Origin of the sequence: Xanthomonas melonis, assembly GCF_020783655.1 — a bacterium.
GTDB classification, from domain to species: Bacteria; Pseudomonadota; Gammaproteobacteria; order Xanthomonadales; family Xanthomonadaceae; genus Xanthomonas; species Xanthomonas melonis.
In genome coordinates, this window is sequence record NZ_JAJGQH010000012.1 from 22,248 (window position 1) to 40,032 (window position 17,785).

The following is a 17,785-nucleotide window of genomic DNA, read 5'->3' on the forward strand; positions in this document are numbered from 1 at the left end:
CGATTCTGCGGCAAGGCCTCGCCGCGGTGCGTGCACCGCCGGCCGCGTGGCTCAGCGCATCACCACCAGCGCCACCGGCACACCCAGCACGGCGACCAGCATGCCCAGCACCGACACGGTCAATGCCAGCGCACCGAAGGCGCGCGCGCGGGTGCAGCCGGTGGCACCGGCAACCGCCTGGACCGCAGCGGTCGACCACCACAGCCCGCCGAGCAGCATCAGCAGCACCGCCATGGCCACCTGCGCCAGCCCGGCTGGATCGTGGACACCGGTCCCGAGCAGGACGCGATCGCCACCGAGCGCGGCCAGCGCCGCCAGCAGGCAGACCAGCCATGGCAACGCGCTGCCCAGCAGCGCCGGCAGCAACGCATCGAGCTGCGCCACGCCGCCCATCCAGCGCAGCATCCGCTGCAACAGCACGCAGCCCACCAGCGCACTGGCCAGCATGATCGCCACGGCGATGGCGTGCACCCACAGCGGCCGCGGCGACACCCACATCCAGCTCGAGAGCATCAGGATCAGGCCGAACACGCACCACGCGCTCCGGCGCGCGCCGGCCTGCATCTGCAGGCGCTGCGCAACCGCGTGCGGATCGAACAGCATCCCGCCCAAGCCCCCGCCGCGCCACCAGGCCAGGCATGCCAGCACCAGCACGATCAGCGCCAGCAGCCCCACCAGCGGATACTCCAGCGCACGCCAGTCGGCCGCTTGCATGCGCCGCTGCGGTTCGAAATCGTGATTGAAGTACAGCAGGTCGCGTGCGCGTTCCATGTCGGCTGCGGCGCGCGCCACCCCATCGGCGGGAATCCGGTCGGTGAAGCGCTGCCATTGACCGACGATGCGCAGACGCCCCTGGTGCATCGTGATCGTGCGCGAGAAGCGGAACCAGGGATTGGAGACGACCTGGGTCTGCGCTTTCAACCGCACCGGCGGATCGACCTGCACATCGATGGTCTGACGCGCCAGCTGCGGTCCGCCCAGCGCCAGCGGCGCCTTGCGCGCGCCCTTGGGCAGGGCATCCATCCAGTCGGCAAGCTGAAACAAGGGGAAGCCCACTTCGTCGCCCTCCTTGTCCGGCCATTGCAGCCGGTAGGTCTCGTGCGTGCGCACGTTCAACGCGTCGGCCGCGTCGATGGTCGGCGGCTCGACCTGGGTGAGCGCGGTGTAGTACTGCTGCATGAAGTCCAGGTACTGCTCGCCGACCGCCTGTGCGCCCTCGTTCTCGAAGCTGGCGGCCACGCGCTCGCCGCGGCCCTGCCGATACGTGGTATCGACGGTAAAGGTCGCCACACGCTGCGGTTTGCGCAACGACATCACGACGTCTTCGTGCACCTCGACCTGCGGCAATGCCGGCATCGGTGCCGGTACCTCGACCAAGGTCGCCTGTCCGGCCAACACCGGCAGTCCACGCACGAACGGCAGCGGCCGGCGCTGTGCCAGCGGGCCGTCCTCGCGGTCGCGGGTGGCATCCACCCAGACGGCGCCTTGCGGCAGATGCGCGCGCACCACGACATGATCGAACGCGTACGGGCTGGGCAGGCGCTTGTCCAGCACCCCACCCTTGTCGCTGCTGACCAGCACCGGCTCGGCGCGGATACCGGCCAGTTGCAGCAGGGCGACCAGCAAGGTCGCCTTGTCCTTGCAGTCGCCATAGCGGTTGCGCAGGGTCGCTTCCGGGGCATGCGGCGCGTGCGAGTTCTCGCCCATGTCCAGGCCGAGGTAGCGGATCTCGCCCTGGACGAAGGCCACCGCGCGCAGCAGCGCGCCTTGTGGGTCCTCGCGGCGCAGTTGCAGGCTCTGCGCCATGTCGGCAGCCACCTGCGCGTTCTGGAACCGGTCCGGATACAAGCGTGTCGCCCAGTCCGCCACCGCCGCCCAGCTGCCGGCGGTGGAGATCTCGATCATCCCGTACGGATCGATGTCGTCGGGCGCGTGTTTTTCCGGCCGCGCGGCCGCCACGTTGCTGGCCGCAATGTCCAGTGTCGCCACCGCACCGGCGGTGTCGAGCTTGCGACTGAATCCCGGCGCACTGATCCGCCACTGCAGCGCCATGCCGGCCGGGTAACGCAGGCGCACGCGGCGTTCGCCCAGGGGCACGCCGTAGCGCGCGTCGAATACATCGTAGTAGCCCTTGCCGAACACCGGATTGGAGCCGGTGACGGTGGTCGCATAATCGACCCGATCGCCGACCCGCAGATCGGGCACGGTAATCGACAGTGTCGAGGCGCCATCGAGCAAGCCATTCTCCAGCCCGCTCTCGCGGCGCAAGCGGGCGTAATGTGCGCGATCGCGCATATCGATGCGCCTGCCCTCGCGCCACACGTCCAGGCTGTTGAGCTCCAGGCGCTGGTAAAGCGGGTGGTAATCGATGGAGATCTGCCCGGCCTCGTCCAGGCTCCTGGCCTGCCGCACGGTGTAGCTCAGTCGTCGATACGCGCGCACCGCGCGGCCGGTCAGATCGACCTGATCGGACACCAACTCGTAGCGCAACCCACCCGCGCCAGGCACCGCGGCGGGCACCGCATCGGACACCACCCAACCCGGTGCCGGCGCCATGCGCGGCGCATCGCTGGCCTGCGCGGGCGCGATCGTCGCCACCACAGCCACGCACAACATCCACATCACGCCACCCAGGCGTCGCTCCACCTCCCTGCCGATCAACGCCCGCTCCTTGTCAAAACGCGTTGAGTCCCGTCAACGCACGGCCCACCACCAGCTGATGCACGGTCTCGGTGCCCTCGTAGGTGATCACCGATTCCAGGTTCAGCGCGTGGCGGATCGCCACATGGTCGGTGGTGATGCCGGCCGCGCCGAGCAGGTCGCGGCAGTCGCGCGCCACGTCCAGCGCCATGCGGCAATTATTCCATTTCGCCAGCGAGATCTGTTCCGGCCGCACTGCGCCTGCGTCCTTCAGGCGGCCGAGCTGCAGCGCCAGCAACTGCGCGGTCGAAATCCGCCGCGCCATGTCGGCCAGCCGGATCTGCGCGCTTTGCGTGGCCGCCAGTGGCCGGCCGAACAGGATGCGCTCGCCCGCGTGGGCCAGCGCTTCGCGCAGGCAGGCCACCGCCGCACCGATCGCCCCCCAGGCAATGCCGTAACGCGCCTGACTGAGGCACCCCAAGGGCGCCTTCAGCCCGGCCGCGTCCGGCAGGCGCATCTGCTCGGGCACGAACACATTGTCCAGGAACAGTGCCGAGGTGACCGATGCGCGCAGACTCATCTTGTGCACGATGTCCTGCGCGCTGAATCCGGGGCTGTCGGTGGGGACCAGAAACCCGCGCACACCGTCGTCGGTGTGCGCCCAGATGATGGCCAACGCGGCGATGCTGCCGTTGGTGATCCACATCTTTGCGCCATTCAAGCGCCAGCCGTCGCCCTCGCGCACCGCGCGCGTGCTCATCGCCGCCGGGTCCGAGCCGCCCTGCGCCTCGCTCAGGCCGAAACAGCCGATCACCCGACCCGCCGCCATCTCCGGCAACCAGCGCCGACGCTGCTCGTCGCTGCCATAGGCGTGGATGGGATACATGCACAGCGAGGACTGCACGCTGACGAAACTGCGCAGGCCGCTGTCGCCACGTTCCAGTTCCTGGCAGATCAGCCCGTAGGACACCGCGCCCAATCCCGCACCGCCGACCTCTGCCGGCAGGCTGGCACCCAGCAAGCCAAGCGCTGCCAGCTCCGGCACCCATTCGCGCGGGAAGCGCCCCGCGTCGAAGGCGGCACCGATCGCCGGCAGCACACGGGCATCGGTAAAGCGCGCCACCGCGTCCTGCACGGCCCGCTCGTCCTCGCTCAGCAGCGCGCGAACATCGAACATGTCATCGCAACGCACCGGCATCTCCGCTCCTCGCATCAGAAGGCGCCGATTATCTGCCACTTGCCGGCCCGGTGGCGCGCCGTAGCCGTTGGCGGTTCCCGGCGCAAAAAAAGAGCCGGCGGCGCCGGCTCTTTCTTCTGCAATGCTTCCAGTCCGATTACTGGCGGCTGGTGCCCATCTCGTCGCGGCGGAAGCCCGCGCCGCCGGCTGCCGAGGCCGTCTGGGTGACCAGCTGACCATCGACCACCGGCAGACGATCACTGGTCGGCCGATCATTCATGCGCACGGTCTTCTCGAAACCGTCGTAGCGGTAGGTCACGTCGTAGCCCACCGTGTTGTCGGCATCGCCCAGCGAGATGCGCTCGCCCGGCTTGCTGTCCATCCGCATGGTGCCGGTGGTGCCATCGGCGTTGCGGTAGGTCACGTCGTAGCCCACCACGCGCGAGGACTGCGAATTGGCGTTCTCGGTATGGCACTGGCGTTCGGTACGGTCGACCACGCGTCCGCCGACATGATTACGGTCGACCCGGTTGCCGATGAAGCCGCCACCCACTGCACCCGCAGCGGTCGCCAGCTTGCGACCGTTGCCGCCGCCCACCTGGTTGCCGATCAGACCGCCGATGACGGCGCCAGCCACGGTGCCGCCGACGTTGCCGTCGCGCTCGGGCAGCCGTTCCTGCACGACCACGTCGCGGCAGACTTCGCGCGGCGACGAGCTGGTGGTGGTTTCGCGGATCGCGCTGCTGTTGATCACCTGCGCATACTGCGGCTCGCGCTGGGTGATCGGTGCCACCTTGACCACGTCGGCGTATTCCAGGCCACGCGGAGCCGGCTGGCCGTTGGCGACGAAATCGCCGGAGGACGGACGATTGTTCATGAAGGCCGCAGTGGCAACGCCCCCGACCAGCAAGGCACCGGCAGCGACCAGTATAGTTGTCGTATTGCTCTTCATGACCAGCTCCCTGCGGACCCGCCGCGTTGTTGACGGCGTGATTCCAGCATGGGAACCCTGAACGAAAACGCGCTCGCTCATGAACGCGCCAGTTAAGTTCAGCTAGCGGTTACTTCATGCACTTCTAACAGCAGGAGCCGAGGCATGCCGAATCCATTGACCGCACGCGCGCTGGAGTGGGCCGGCCGACTGCGCTACCCCACACTGTTCAAGTTGGCGGCGATCCTGTTCGCGGTGGACCTGTTGTTGCCCGATCCGCTGCCTTTCCTGGACGAACTGCTGTTCGGCCTCACGACACTGCTGCTGGCGAACTGGAAAACCCGCAAAGCGCCACTCCCCGCAGCGTCGCGCCACAGCTGATGGAACTGGTCGACAGCCACTGCCATCTGGACGCCGGCGAATTCGACCACGACCGCGCCGCAGTCATCGCCCGCGCACGCGCGGCCGGCGTGGTGCAACAGGTGGTGCCGGCCATCAGCGCCGCCAGCTGGACGGGCCTACGCGCGGTCTGCGCGCAGGCACCCGGGCTGCATGCGGCCTATGGCCTGCATCCGATCTTCCTGGATCAACATCGTCCCGAGCATCTGGAGGTCCTGGCCGACTGGATCGAGCGCGAGCGCCCCTGCGCCATCGGCGAGTGCGGGCTGGATTACTACCTGGATGGCCTGGATGCGCAGGCGCAGCGCAGCTATTTCGATGGCCAGCTGCAACTGGCCAAACGGTACGACCTGCCGTTGATCGTGCATGCACGTCGTGCCACCGAAGAGGTCATCGCCCGCATCAAGGCGGTCGGCGGCCTGCGCGGCGTGGTGCACAGCTTTGCCGGCAGTCCGGAACAGGCCCGGCAACTGTGGAACCTGGACTTCCTGATCGGCCTCGGCGGGCCGGTCACCTATCCACGGGCCAATCGCCTGCGCGGCCTGGCGGCGAGCATGCCGCTGCGCTATCTGCTGCTGGAAACCGATGCACCCGACCAACCCGACGCAGGCAATCGCGGCCAGCGCAATGAGCCGGCCTTTCTGCGCACGGTGCTGGATTGCATCGCGCAACTACGCGGGGACGATGCCGCCAGCGTCGCCGCACAGACGACGGCCAACGCACGCAGCTTGTTCGGGTTGCCGGCGGCGTGAGGCCACCGGGCGTTACGCCCGGCGATTTACGATGCCGCGGCAATGCCAGCCGACGGGCTGATCGCGCCAGCCTTCGACTTGGGTTTGAGCAGCATCTCCAACGCCTTGCCCACCGCCACGAACGCGAAGGTACCGGTGATATGCGTGGCCGCTCCCAGCCCGGCACCGCAATCGAGCTTGAGCGTGGCATCGGCATCGAGTTGCGGGCGAATGCCGCACACGCTGCCGTCGGCCTGCGGATACTTGACGTTCTCTAGCGAATACACCGCCGGCACGCCGAAGTAGCGCTGCGGGTTCTTGGGGAAGTTGAACTCGCTGCGCAGCTTTTTGCGGATCAGTGCCAGCATCGCATCGTGCTCGGTACGCGAGACGTCGCGCACCCGCACCAGGGTGGGATCGGTACGTCCGCCGGCAGCACCCACGGTCAGCAGCGGCAGCTTGCGCCGACGGCACCACGCAATGGTTTCCACCTTGACCCGGAAGCTGTCGCAAGCATCGATCACCAGATCGAAGCCATCGCCCAGCAGGGTGTCGATATTGCCGGCGGTGAGGAAGGACTCCACCGCTTCGGCGTCCATCTCCGGATTGATCGCCACGCAGCGTTCGGCCATTGCCCGCGCCTTGTTGCGCCCATACTGCCCGGCCAATGCCGGCAGTTGCCGATTGGTGTTGGACACGCACAGATCGTCGGCATCGATCAGGCGCAGATGGCCCACGCCCGTGCGTGCCAGCGCCTCCACCACCCACGAGCCCACGCCGCCCATGCCGACCACAGCCACGCGGCAGGCGGCCAGGCGCTCCACCGTGCCGACTCCATACAGCCGGTCGATACCGGCAAAGCGTTCACGCCATTGTGCTTTCATCAGCTTATTTTACGCGCGCCATCCGCGGCGCGTCCGCCCAACCGCCCGCCTTGCTGCCGGAGCACGCGACATGACCGACTCCCCTGCCCCTCAATCGCGCGCGGCGCGCTACGCCTTCATGCTGGTGCTGGGCGTGCTGATCGGACTGGTGGCAACGGTGATGGTGGCGCGCGTGCTGCAGGCCCGACGCGACCAGATCCCCGACAGCCTGATGCAGGTGATGGACTATCAACTGCGCGCGCTGCGGCTGCCGCCCGGCAGCGCATGCACGCCGGCGCAGCAACAATCGCGGGTGCGCACCTTGCGCCTGCTTGCCGCCGACCTGGAGCCCGCGTTCGCACACCAGGGAGAGGACCGCCGCTTTGGCGAGCACGCCCAGGCCCTGCGTGCGGTACTCGACCGCGCCCAGGCCATGCCCGCGGCCGATTGCGCGGCCTTGGCCGATCTGCACGCCCAGGTCGCCGAGGCCTGCGATGCCTGTCATCGCGATTTCCGGTGAAGCCGACGCTCGGGTTTCGTTAAGCCTGGAGTGACCCAGTTGGCAGACCGTTCACCCGGACCATCACAGGATGACGTCGCCGCGGCCTCGACCGCCTTCAGAACCACCCCGGAGACACCACGATGAAGACCCGACTGCTCGTTATCGGCCTGGCTGCAACCGCAACCCTGGTTGGCTGCGCCACCTCTCAACCTCAGTACGGCAGCTATCGCGGCGATCGCGGCTATGACCGGGGTTACTCGCAGCCTGCACCACGCTGCGTGGATTGCGGCATCGTGACCCGCATCGACGAAGTCGGCCCCACCCGCACGGCCCCGACCGGTACCGGTGCCGTGCTGGGTGGCATCGTGGGCGCGGTGGCCGGCCGCCAGATCTCCAAGGAGACCGGCGGCAGCAAGGGCAACAAGAATGTCTCGGCCGTCGCCGGCGCGGCGGCTGGCGCGCTGGCCGGTAATGCCATCCAGAACAACGTCACCAGTTCCAGCTTCGATGTGCAGGTGCGTATGGACGACGGCCGCGTGATCGTGGTGAATCAGCGCGACCTGGCCGGCGTGCGCGAAAACGCCTATGTGCGGGTGGTCAACGGCCGCGTCGTGCTGCGCTGATCGGCACCGGCGTCGGCGATACACAGCAAAAAGGCCCGGTGACGGGCCTTTTTGCTATCTGCGATACCAGTGACCGATCGTGCGGCTCAGACCACCTGCACCGCATCGGCCTGCAGTCCCTTTTGTCCCTGCACAACGGTAAAGCTGACCTTCTGCCCCTCCTTGAGACTCTTGAAGCCCTGGATCTGGATCGCGCGAAAATGCACGAAAACATCTTCGCCGTTCTCGCGGCTGATGAATCCAAAGCCTTTGGCATCGTTGAACCACTTCACGACACCGTGTTCGCGTTCGATGTTGGACATCTCGACTGACTCCCTACGACACTGTGATGGACTGGCGGTGGTGGCTGTGATTGCAAGGAGGAAGCGAGGTACGAGGATGTAGCGGATCGGCCGATCTACCCATCAGGCCACGATTCACGGTGACCTTTGCAAACAGCAGCGGCTGCAACTTAACCCGCGCAAAACCAATTTTCAAGCACCCCTTGTGCAATCCCATCAAGTCTGAAATAGGACATTTTCGAAGCATTATGGATATCACCGTCGTCTACTACGTGTTGGCCGTAGCACTGGTGCTGGTGGGCCTGGCCGGGGTGATCCTGCCCGCGTTGCCCGGCTTGCCACTGGTCTTTGCCGGGTTGCTGCTGGCGGCCTGGGCCGACGGCTTCGCTCACGTGGGATGGATCCCTTTGCTTGTTCTCGGGCTGATCACTGCGCTGTCGTTCCTGATCGACTTTCTGGCCACGGTGTACGGCGCCCGACGCGTGGGTGCCAGCAAGGCCGCGTTGTGGGGATCGGTGATCGGCGCCTTCGTCGGACTGCTGTTCATGCCCATCGGCTTGTTCGTCGGGCCATTCGCCGGTGCCTGGCTGGGCGAATACCTGCAGACGCGCAAGACCGATCGAGCCACCAAGGTCGGGGTCGGCACGTGGCTGGGCATCGTCTTGGGCACTGCCACCAAGCTGGCATTGGGGCTATGCATGCTCGGCGTGTTCGCGATCGCCTGGTTTTTTTGAGGCATCACGCGCCGTGCTCGCCACGCGCTCATCTGGGCGCGGGCGATAAACGACCCAGCATCGCTCACTAGCGCTCGCTGCGGCTGCACCCCAGGCGGGTGTTATGCCGCCGTATACACACTGCGTATGCAGACGCGACCGTTAAGCTAGCTGCTGTCGCGCCGGCCCGGCGCCCTCCTCGGCCCGAGCGCCATGCCTACCCATTCTTCTCGCTCCTACCTGTTGATCGCACTGGCAGCCGCCCCGCTGGCCCAGGCACAGGAAATCGCTCCACAACCGGCATCGCCGCAGGCCTGCACCTCCGTCACCTCGGACGCCGCACGCCTGGCCTGCTACGACCAGGCCCTGGGCTACACACCGCAGGCCACCCAGCAGGCAGACGCGGCAGCGCAGCTGGCCAAGCAGGCCGCCAAGCCGGAGGATGCGCGCACCCTCAGCCGCGTCGGCGATTTCTTCCGTGCCGAAGCGCAAGACAGGCCGATCGAGGAAGCGGTGGCCAATGCCGGACGTGGTTCGCTGCTGGACCGCCGTTGGGAGCTGGCCAAGGATTCCAAACTGGGCACCTTCCAGCTACGCGGCTACAAGCCGGTCTATCTGCTTCCCGCATTCTGGACCAGCGATACCAACCGCACGCCACAGTCGCCGAACCCGGCCAACTCGGTCAACACGCCGCAACAGCTGGACAGCGCCGAACTGAAGTTCCAGCTCAGCTTCAAGACCAAGGTGGCCGAGGATCTGTTCGGCGACAATGGCGACATCTGGATGGGCTATACCCAGAGCTCGCGCTGGCAGGCCTACAACTCGGAGGCGTCGCGCCCGTTCCGCGAGACCAATTACGAACCCGAAGCGATGCTGGTGTTCCGCAACAACTACAGCATCTTCGGCTGGAAGGGCCGTATGAGCGGCATCAGCCTCAACCACATGTCCAACGGGCGAGCCGACCCGTTGTCGCGCTCGTGGAACCGGGTGATCCTCAATATCGGACTGGATCGGGAGAACTGGGCGCTGACCCTGCGTCCGTGGTTCCGTATCAAGGAAGACCGCGCCGACGACAATAATCCGGACATCGAGGATTACATGGGGCGTGGCGATGCGACCCTGGTCTACAACAAGAACGGCCACGAGGTCGCCTTGATCGCGCGTCACTCGTTGCGCGGAGGCGATCGTTCACATGGTTCCGTGCAGCTGGACTATGGGTTTCCCATCAACAACCTGCTGCGCGGCCACGTGCAGGTGTTCGATGGCTACGGCGAAAGCCTGATCGACTACAACCACAAGGCCACCTATGTGGGCGTCGGCGTGTCGCTGCTGGAGTGGTTCTGAGCCAGGCACGATCCGTCCACGGCATACGGCGCACGCAACGCCCTGCCCTGCAGACATGACACACACGCAAAGAGCCGGCATCGCTGCCGGCTCTTTGCGTTGCGCGGGAAGCTGCGAACCCACCGCCACGCCGGGTTGCGCGGCGCGGACTGCGCATTCCTGGCAGTCCGCATCATGCACCGCCAGCGGCGCGCCATCGACTCAGACGTCGAAGAAATCCACTTTGCCGTCCTTCAAGGTGTAGTAGGCGCCGACCACCTTGCAGGCGCCGGTGCGCAGGGGTTCGAGCAAGGCGGGTTCGGAAGCGCCGCGCAGACGATCGACGGTCCGCTTGACGTTGGCCTTCACGGAGGCAGCCAGCAGATCGTCGCTCCCCTTGCTCTTGGCCGTCAGCACCGCCGGAACGATGGGTTCGATCATGGCGCCGATCGCGCCCGGGAAGAACGCGTTCTGCTCCACCACCGAGACCGCCGCAGCCACCGCGCCGCAGCTCTCGTGGCCCATCACCACCACCAGCGGCACGCCGAGCTGACTCACTGCGTATTCGATCGAGCCCAGCGCCGTCGTATCGACGGTGTTGCCGGCATTGCGGACGATGAACATCTCGCCCAGTCCGCGGCCGAACAGCAGCTCCGGCGGTACGCGCGAATCCGAGCACGACACCAGGATCACGAACGGAGTCTGGCCCAACGCCAGTTCCAGGCGGCGGCGGCTGTCGGAGATGATCTTCTTGGGGCGGTTTTCCACGAAGGCGGCATTGCCATCGCGCAGTATCTGCAGCGCCTGCTCGGCGTTGAGGTCAGTCTTCTTCGACGGGGCGGCGCGCACGGCAAACGGAAGCGACGCGGTAGCTGCGGCGATCGGCGCGCAACAGGCGCACTGCAGCAGTTTTCGACGGGATGCGGAATGCGACATGGCGAGCCCCTGCTCTCTGGTTGGTGCCGCGATCGTACTATGTGACAAACGCCGCAAAACGACCCAGAAGGAGGTAATGCGCACAAAACTTCGCAGTCGCCAGCCGCCGGTTCAGGTCCAGTCCGTCAGGCCCTCACGGCGATAGGTTTCCTGAAAGGCCGGGCGCGCTTTCATACGCTGCGCATGCGCCTGCAGCGCCGGCCAGGTATCGGTCGGCCGCGGCATGTTGCGCGACCAGCGCATCAACATGGTGAGCAGAAAATCGGCTGCCGACAGCTGCCGGCCCAGCAGGTACGGGCCGTGCGCCTGCAGATACGCATCCACCTGGGTCCAGGCTGCCTCCAGCCGCGCGCGCGCCTGTACCTGTGCGTCTTCGGCACGCGCGGCACCGGCTGGTTCGTCAGGGTAGAACCAGGCGCGATAGGCCGGCTGCAAGGTATTGGCGCAGAAGAACATCCACTTGTAATAGGCGGCACGCTCGGGCGTACCGACAGGCGGTGCCAGCCCGGCCTGCGGGTACAGGTCGGCCAGGTGCAACACGATCGACGCCGCTTCGGTCAGCACCTGCCCGTCCAGCACCAGGGTTGGCACCACGCCGGCTGGATTGAGCGCCAGATACTCCGGCGATTTCTGCTCGCGCCGGTCGAAGTCCAGCGGATGCAGCACGTGGGGAATGTCGAGTTCGATCAGCAGCCAGTGCACGACCAGGGCGGCGGTGCTGGGGGTGTGATACAGCGTGGCGACCATGCGCGCTCCGGATCAGGTGGTAGCAGGCCGCGACGCGTCGTTGCTGGACGGAATCAGCACCGTCGCCGCCTCTTGCTGTTGCGCCCCACTCAGGCTCAGGCACGACAGCAGCACGGTGCAGATGCGTCGGAGCATCCGTTCTGCTTGCGGACCCGCTGGTCCGCCGAGCATAGCCGCTTCCTGCGCGGCGGTACGCACCCGGGTGCGATGCATTTCCGTTAACGCTTCGTCGCGCCCGGGTGCGCTGTAACTGGGCCGTACTGCCGGTGGATTGTGCGACGCTGCGTGCGCTGCCTCGCCGTTCCAGGCCGGACGGTCGAAACGCACGCCGTCTGGTTGCCGCTCAGTCGAAGACGAGCGTTCGCAATAGCCGCCGTAAACGCCTGGTCCATGTCGCTTGCCGATACCGGCCACGCCAGCCCATCGGCCGCGCAGCCGGCTCGATTGCCGCGCTTACTCGACCACCACCGGAATCTTGCCGATGCGCGACTGCCACTGGCGCGGGCCGGTCTTGTGCACCGACTCGCCGGTGGAATCCACTGCCACGGTGACCGGCATGTCCTTGACCTCGAATTCGTAGATCGCCTCCATGCCGAGATCTTCGAACGCCAGCACGCGCGCGGCCTTGATCGCCTTGGACACCAGGTAGGCCGAGCCGCCGACCGCCATCAGGTACACCGCCTTGTTGTCGCGGATCGCATCGATGGCGGCATCGCCACGCTCGGACTTGCCGACCATGCCGAGCAGGCCGGTCTGTTCCAGCATCTGGCGGGTGAACTTGTCCATGCGCGTGGCGGTGGTCGGGCCGGCCGGGCCCACCACTTCGTCACGCACCGGATCGACCGGGCCGACGTAATAGATGAAGCGGTTGGTGAAATCCACCGGCAGGGTTTCGCCCTTGTTGAGCATGTCGATCATGCGCTTGTGCGCGGCGTCGCGGCCGGTCAGCAGCTTGCCGTTGAGCAGGATCACCTCGCCCGGCTTGAAGCTGGCCACTTCTTCGCGGGTGATGGTATCCAGGTTGACCCGGCGCGCATTGGTCGGGTTGTAGGTGAGCTTGGGCCAGTCTTCCAGCGAGGGCGGGTCCAGCATCACCGGGCCGCTGCCGTCCAGGGTGAAATGCGCATGGCGGGTGGCCGCGCAATTGGGAATCAGCGCCACCGGCAGGTTGGCGGCATGGGTCGGGTAATCCTTGACCTTGATGTCCAGCACCGTGGTCAGGCCACCCAGGCCCTGTGCGCCGATGCCGAGCGCATTGACCTTTTCGTACAGCTCCAGCCGCAGTTCTTCGGCGCGATTGGAGGCGCCGCGCGCCTGCAGGTCGACGATGTCGATCGGCTCCATCAGCGCTTCCTTGGCCAGCAGCATCGCCTTCTCGGCGGTGCCGCCGATGCCGATGCCCAGCATGCCCGGCGGGCACCAGCCGGCGCCCATGGTCGGCACGGTCTTGAGCACCCAATCGACGATGGAATCGGACGGGTTGAGCATGGCGAACTTGCTCTTGGCTTCCGAGCCGCCACCCTTGGCGGCGACGATCACTTCGACATGGTCGCCCGGCACGATCTTGGTGTTGACCACCGCCGGCGTGTTGTCACGGGTATTGGCGCGCTTGCCGGCCGGGTCGGCCAGCACGCTGGCGCGCAGTTTGTTGTCCGGATGGTTGTAGGCGCGACGCACGCCCTCGTTGACCATGTCTTCCACACCCATCGTGGCATCGTCCCAGCGCACGTTCATGCCGATTTCCAGGAATACGGTGACGATGCCGGTGTCCTGGCAGATCGGGCGATGGCCTTCGGCGCACATGCGCGAATTGATCAGGATCTGCGCGATGGCGTCCTTGGCCGCCGGCGACTCTTCGCGCTCGTAGGCAGCGGACAGATTCTTGATGTAGTCGACCGGGTGGTAGTAGCTGATGTACTGCAGCGCATCGGCGACGGACTGGATGAGGTCTTCCTGCTTGATCGAGGTCACGGCTGGCTCTACGGCTGGCGGGGGTCAATCCGGGCATTTTAGAACAAACCGCCGGCCGCACCGGCGTAGCCAGGGGAAGGCTGGGTTGCGAATGGCGCGTCTGCGGCAGCGCTGCAGCCCTTCGCACCGCAGTGCCCGGGCCGGGCCAAGCTGTCCGGCGGCGATGCGCTCCCCCTCCGGCAAGGTTCAACACTCCCGAAGCACGCCGCGCCCGGCACACTGGGCGAATGTCAGCTTCCCATTCCGGCGCCGCCGCGCCCACTCCCCGTACCGGCCCCACCCTGCGCGAACGCCTGGATGCGCTGCGCAATCTGCCCCCCTTCCTGCGTCAGATCTGGCAGACCAGCCGCTGGTTGAGCGCCAGCAGCATCGGCCTGCGCGTGTTGCGCGCGCTGATGCCGATTGCCACGCTCTACATCGGCAAGCTGATCATCGACGAGGCGATCCACCTGGTGGGCCAGCCGCCGGCGTTCGAGTCATTCGCCCAGGCGCTGGGCAGTGGGCGCCTGAACCGGTTGCTGGAATTGCTAGCACTGGAGCTGGCCCTGGCGATCGGTTCGGATCTACTCGGACGCATGGTCGGCTATGCCGATGCGCTGCTGTCGGAGCTGTTCAACAACGCGGCCAGCGTGCGCCTGATGGAACACGCTGCGCAGCTGGATCTGAAGGACTTCGAAGATCCCGACCGGCAGGACAAGCTGGATCGCGCGCGGCGCCAGACCATGAACCGCATGAACCTGATGAGCCAGTTGTTCGGTCAGGTGCAGGACGCCATCACGGTGATCAGCTTGGCGGTGGGCCTGGTGGTGTATGCGCCCTGGCTGATCGTGTTGCTGGCGATCGCCTTGATTCCCGCGTTCATCGGCGAGGCCCACTTCAACGCACTGGGCTACTCGCTCAACTTCCAGTGGACGCCGGAACGGCGCCAGCTCGACTACCTGCGCCAGGTCGGCGCCAGCGTGGAGACCGCCAAGGAAGTCAAGATCCTCAACCTGCACCGGTTCCTGATCGCGCGCTACCGGCGACTGGCCGACAAGTTCTTCCAGGCCAACCGCGCACTGGCGCGCAAGCGTGCGCTGTGGGGCGCGCTGCTGGCGGCGCTGGGCACCCTGGGCTATTACGCCGCGTACGGCTATATCGCCTGGCGCACCGTGCGTGGCGACTTCAGCATCGGCGACCTGACCTTCCTGGCCGGCAGCTTCCTGCGCCTGCGCCAGTTGCTGGAAGGCCTGCTGATCGGGTTCTCGCAGGTCGCCGGCCAGGCCTTGTACCTGGACGACCTGTACTCGTTCTTCAACATCGTGCCGGAGATCCGCTCCCGCCCCGACGCATTGCCGGTGCCGCGCCCGATCCGCCAGGGCTTCGTGTTCGAGGACGTGGGCTTCCGCTATCCCGAGGCGGAGCAATGGACGGTGCGCCATCTGGACTTCGAACTGCGCGCCGGCGAAGTGCTGGCACTGGTGGGCGAGAACGGCGCCGGCAAGACCACCCTGGTGAAGCTGCTGGCGCGGCTCTACGACCCGACCGAAGGCCGCATCCTGCTCGATGGCCACGATCTACGCGACTATGACCTGGACGATCTACGCGCCAATCTGGGGGTGATCTTCCAGGATTTCGTGCGCTATCACCTGAGCGTGGGCGAGAACATCGGCGTGGGCCAGGTGGATGCGATGGACGACACCGGCCGCATCCAGGCAGCCGCGCAGCGCGCGATGGCGGGCGAACTGATCGCCGGCCTGCCGCATGGGTACGACCAGCTGATCGGCCGCCGCTTCAAGAACAGCGTGGACCTGTCCGGCGGGCAGTGGCAGAAGATCGCCATCGCGCGCGCCTACATGCGCGATGCGCAGCTGATGATTCTGGACGAACCCACCGCCGCGCTGGACGCGCGCAGCGAGTTCGAGGTATTCCAGCGCTTCAAGGAGCTGTCGGACAACCGCACCGCGGTACTGATCTCGCACCGCTTCTCCAGCGTACGCATGGCCGACCGCATCCTGGTACTGGTGGCGGGGCGCATCGAGGCCAACGGCACCCATGCGGAGCTGATGGCGCAGGGCGGGCGCTATGCGGAGCTGTTCGAGCTGCAGGCGGCTGGGTATCGGTGAGGCCGGGATTAGGCATTGGGGATTGGGAAGAGCTGCCGGCTCATCCGCGAGCCCGGCACTTCCGGGACCCAGGATCTGCTCTTGCGAATCCCCAATTCCGACTCCCGAATTCCGGCCCGCCAAATGAGAGTTCATCTCATTTGGCGGGCTTGAGGTAGAATTGCCCGGTATTCCTCCCACGACACTCACCGGTATGTCTTCCGCTTTCGGCGCCGAAACGGTGCTCGAGGTCCGCCACTGGACCGATGCCTACTTCAGCTTCACCACCACCCGCGACCCCGGTTTCCGTTTCGAGAACGGGCAGTTCGTGATGATCGGACTGGAGACCGAGACGCGCCCGTTGCTGCGCGCGTATTCGATCGCCAGTGCCAACTGGGAAGAACAGCTGGAGTTCTTCAGCATCAAGGTGCCCGATGGTCCGCTGACCTCGCGGCTGCAGCACATCCAGCCCGGCGACAAGGTGCTGGTCGGCAAGAAGCCCACCGGCACGCTGTTGATCAGCGACCTGCACCCGGGCCGCAACCTGTACCTGCTGGGGACCGGCACCGGCCTGGCGCCATGGCTGTCGGTCATCAAGGACCCGGAAACCTACGAGCGCTTCGACAAGGTGATCCTCACCCACGGCGTCCGCTTCGAGCAGGATCTGGCCTATCGCGACTACTTCGAGCGCGAGCTGCCGCAGCACGAGTTCCTCGGCGATATCCTGCGCGACAAGCTGCTGTACTACCCGGCAGTCACCCGCGAAGCCTTCGCCAACCAGGGCCGGCTGACCGAGCTGATGGCCGATGGACGCATGCAGCAGACGCTGGGCCTGCCAACGCTGGATCCGGCCAACGACCGTTTCATGATCTGCGGCAGCCCGCAGATGCTGGCCGACCTGCGTACGCTGCTGGACGGCCGCGGCTTCCAGACCTCGCCGCGCATCGGTACGCCGGGGCATTACGTATTCGAGCGTGCCTTCGTCGAGAAGTGACCTGACACGGGTGAAACGCCAGCGCGGCGCGGCGTTTCATCTGAAGGACCCGATGCCGTCGGTTCGAGCACCATGCCCTACCGGATCATGTGCCCAGCGCGCGCTCGATGTCGGCAGCCAACGCTTCCGGCTTGGTGGTGGGCGCATAACGCTCCAGTACGCGCCCGTCGCGGCCGATCAGGAACTTGGTGAAATTCCACTTGATGGCCTCCGATCCGAGCACGCCGGGGCGTTCGTGCTTGAGCCACTGCCACAACGGATGCGCGCCGCTGCCATTGACCTCGATCTTCGAAGACAACGGGAAATCCACCGCATAATCCAGCGAACAGAACTGGCGGATCTGCGCGGCGTCACCTGGCTCCTGATGGCCGAATTGATCGCACGGAAAGCCGATCACGACCAGACCACGCGCACGGTAGCGCTGCCATAGGTCCTGCAGGCCCGCGTACTGCGGGGTAAAACCGCACTTGGAGGCCACATTGACGACCAGCAGCACCTTGCCGGCGTAGTCGGCCAAGGCGTGCGTGCGCCCATCGAGGTCGGTGAACTGCTGGGCCGAAAGCGCCGTCATGCCGGTCTCCACTGCAAAGACGTCAGCCTAGCGCAGGACGATGCAGGGCCGCACGTTGCAGTTGGCCGGAGTGGCAAGGTTGCCCTGCGGCGAGCCACGTGTGCGGCCCGGAATGAGGCCGCTCGCGCATTTCATTCGCGATGCCAGACGTCGCAGACACTGGCAGCAACGCATTGCGCCGGCAGGCGAACGGCAGGCGCCGCCCGAAGAATCGCCTTTGCCTGCAGACCTTGCAACGTGTGGCTCGCCGTCAGATCGCCCCAGCGTACTGGTCGCCACCACGCCAGAACCGCAACTGC

The 17,785-nt window shown here is 66.3% G+C and carries 17 protein-coding genes; 8 read left to right on the plus strand and 9 right to left on the minus strand.

The annotated features are described in order from the left end of the window. Positions 1-51: 51 nt before the first annotated feature. The 3 genes from LL964_RS12985 to LL964_RS12995 all read right to left on the minus strand — a co-directional run bounded on the left by LL964_RS12985 (position 52) and on the right by LL964_RS12995 (position 4,769). Positions 52-2,616 (minus strand): DUF3857 domain-containing protein, encoded by a 2,565-nt coding sequence (locus tag LL964_RS12985; protein ID WP_228329453.1) that lies wholly within the window; start codon positions 2,614-2,616, stop codon positions 52-54. A gap of 58 nt (positions 2,617-2,674) precedes the next feature. Continuing rightward, positions 2,675-3,838, minus strand: coding sequence for an acyl-CoA dehydrogenase family protein (locus LL964_RS12990; RefSeq protein WP_104588004.1), 1,164 nt, complete (start codon positions 3,836-3,838; stop codon positions 2,675-2,677). Between the two features lie 136 nt (positions 3,839-3,974). After that, positions 3,975-4,769, minus strand: a complete 795-nt coding sequence (locus tag LL964_RS12995) for a glycine zipper 2TM domain-containing protein (protein ID WP_104588005.1) — start codon at positions 4,767-4,769, stop codon at positions 3,975-3,977. A gap of 144 nt (positions 4,770-4,913) precedes the next feature. On the opposite strand from LL964_RS12995, the gene LL964_RS13000 reads away from it, so the two are divergent. Together LL964_RS13000 and LL964_RS13005 are read left to right on the plus strand one after the other, a co-directional pair. Further along, positions 4,914-5,129, plus strand: coding sequence for a DUF6116 family protein (locus LL964_RS13000; RefSeq protein ID WP_104588006.1), 216 nt, complete (start codon positions 4,914-4,916; stop codon positions 5,127-5,129). Further along, entirely contained in the window at positions 5,129-5,899 is a 771-nt protein-coding gene (locus tag LL964_RS13005; RefSeq protein WP_104588007.1) for a TatD family hydrolase, read from the plus strand. Before LL964_RS13000 ends, LL964_RS13005 begins: the two co-directional genes overlap by 1 nt. 26 nt (positions 5,900-5,925) lie before the next feature. On the opposite strand, the gene LL964_RS13010 is transcribed toward LL964_RS13005, so the two are convergent. After that, positions 5,926-6,762 carry a tRNA threonylcarbamoyladenosine dehydratase gene (locus LL964_RS13010; protein ID WP_104588008.1) on the minus strand — a complete coding sequence of 279 codons (837 nt, stop codon included), beginning with the start codon at positions 6,760-6,762 and terminating at the stop codon, positions 5,926-5,928. A 70-nt stretch (positions 6,763-6,832) separates the two neighbouring features. On the opposite strand from LL964_RS13010, the gene LL964_RS13015 reads away from it, so the two are divergent. Continuing rightward, positions 6,833-7,261 carry a hypothetical protein gene (locus tag LL964_RS13015; RefSeq protein ID WP_104588009.1) on the plus strand — a complete coding sequence of 143 codons (429 nt, stop codon included), beginning with the start codon at positions 6,833-6,835 and terminating at the stop codon, positions 7,259-7,261. A 122-nt stretch (positions 7,262-7,383) separates the two neighbouring features. Continuing rightward, positions 7,384-7,866: a glycine zipper 2TM domain-containing protein gene (locus LL964_RS13020; protein WP_104588010.1), complete on the plus strand. Its 483-nt coding sequence runs from the start codon at positions 7,384-7,386 to the stop codon at positions 7,864-7,866. 86 nt (positions 7,867-7,952) lie between these two features. On the opposite strand, the gene LL964_RS13025 is transcribed toward LL964_RS13020, so the two are convergent. Continuing rightward, on the minus strand, positions 7,953-8,168 hold the full coding sequence (locus LL964_RS13025) for a cold-shock protein (RefSeq protein WP_104588011.1): 216 nt from the start codon (positions 8,166-8,168) through the stop codon (positions 7,953-7,955). Positions 8,169-8,395: 227 nt separating this feature from the next. Between LL964_RS13025 and LL964_RS13030 the strand changes: the two genes are divergently transcribed. Then, on the plus strand, positions 8,396-8,881 hold the full coding sequence (locus LL964_RS13030; RefSeq protein WP_104588013.1) for a DUF456 domain-containing protein: 486 nt from the start codon (positions 8,396-8,398) through the stop codon (positions 8,879-8,881). 192 nt (positions 8,882-9,073) lie between these two features. Continuing rightward, positions 9,074-10,204 carry a phospholipase A gene (locus tag LL964_RS13035; RefSeq protein ID WP_104588014.1) on the plus strand — a complete coding sequence of 377 codons (1,131 nt, stop codon included), beginning with the start codon at positions 9,074-9,076 and terminating at the stop codon, positions 10,202-10,204. Between the two features lie 201 nt (positions 10,205-10,405). On the opposite strand, the gene LL964_RS13040 is transcribed toward LL964_RS13035, so the two are convergent. The 3 genes from LL964_RS13040 to LL964_RS13050 form a co-directional block, all read right to left on the minus strand. Then, positions 10,406-11,119 (minus strand): carbonic anhydrase, encoded by a 714-nt coding sequence (locus LL964_RS13040; protein ID WP_228316469.1) that lies wholly within the window; start codon positions 11,117-11,119, stop codon positions 10,406-10,408. Between the two features lie 111 nt (positions 11,120-11,230). Then, entirely contained in the window at positions 11,231-11,866 is a 636-nt protein-coding gene (locus LL964_RS13045) for a glutathione S-transferase family protein (RefSeq protein WP_104588015.1), read from the minus strand. A 453-nt stretch (positions 11,867-12,319) separates the two neighbouring features. Continuing rightward, on the minus strand, positions 12,320-13,837 hold the full coding sequence (locus LL964_RS13050) for a fumarate hydratase (RefSeq protein WP_104588016.1): 1,518 nt from the start codon (positions 13,835-13,837) through the stop codon (positions 12,320-12,322). 227 nt (positions 13,838-14,064) lie between these two features. Here LL964_RS13050 and LL964_RS13055 point away from each other — a divergent pair, with 227 nt between their 5' ends. Continuing rightward, a complete protein-coding gene (locus LL964_RS13055) occupies positions 14,065-15,942 on the plus strand; it encodes an ABC transporter ATP-binding protein (RefSeq protein WP_104588017.1) in 1,878 nt (625 codons plus the stop codon). A gap of 193 nt (positions 15,943-16,135) precedes the next feature. After that, positions 16,136-16,915 carry a ferredoxin--NADP reductase gene (locus tag LL964_RS13060; protein ID WP_104588018.1) on the plus strand — a complete coding sequence of 260 codons (780 nt, stop codon included), beginning with the start codon at positions 16,136-16,138 and terminating at the stop codon, positions 16,913-16,915. An 85-nt stretch (positions 16,916-17,000) separates the two neighbouring features. Here LL964_RS13060 and LL964_RS13065 read toward each other — a convergent pair whose 3' ends face one another. Beyond that, positions 17,001-17,486, minus strand: a complete 486-nt coding sequence (locus LL964_RS13065) for a glutathione peroxidase (protein WP_104588019.1) — start codon at positions 17,484-17,486, stop codon at positions 17,001-17,003. Positions 17,487-17,785: the final 299 nt, after the last annotated feature.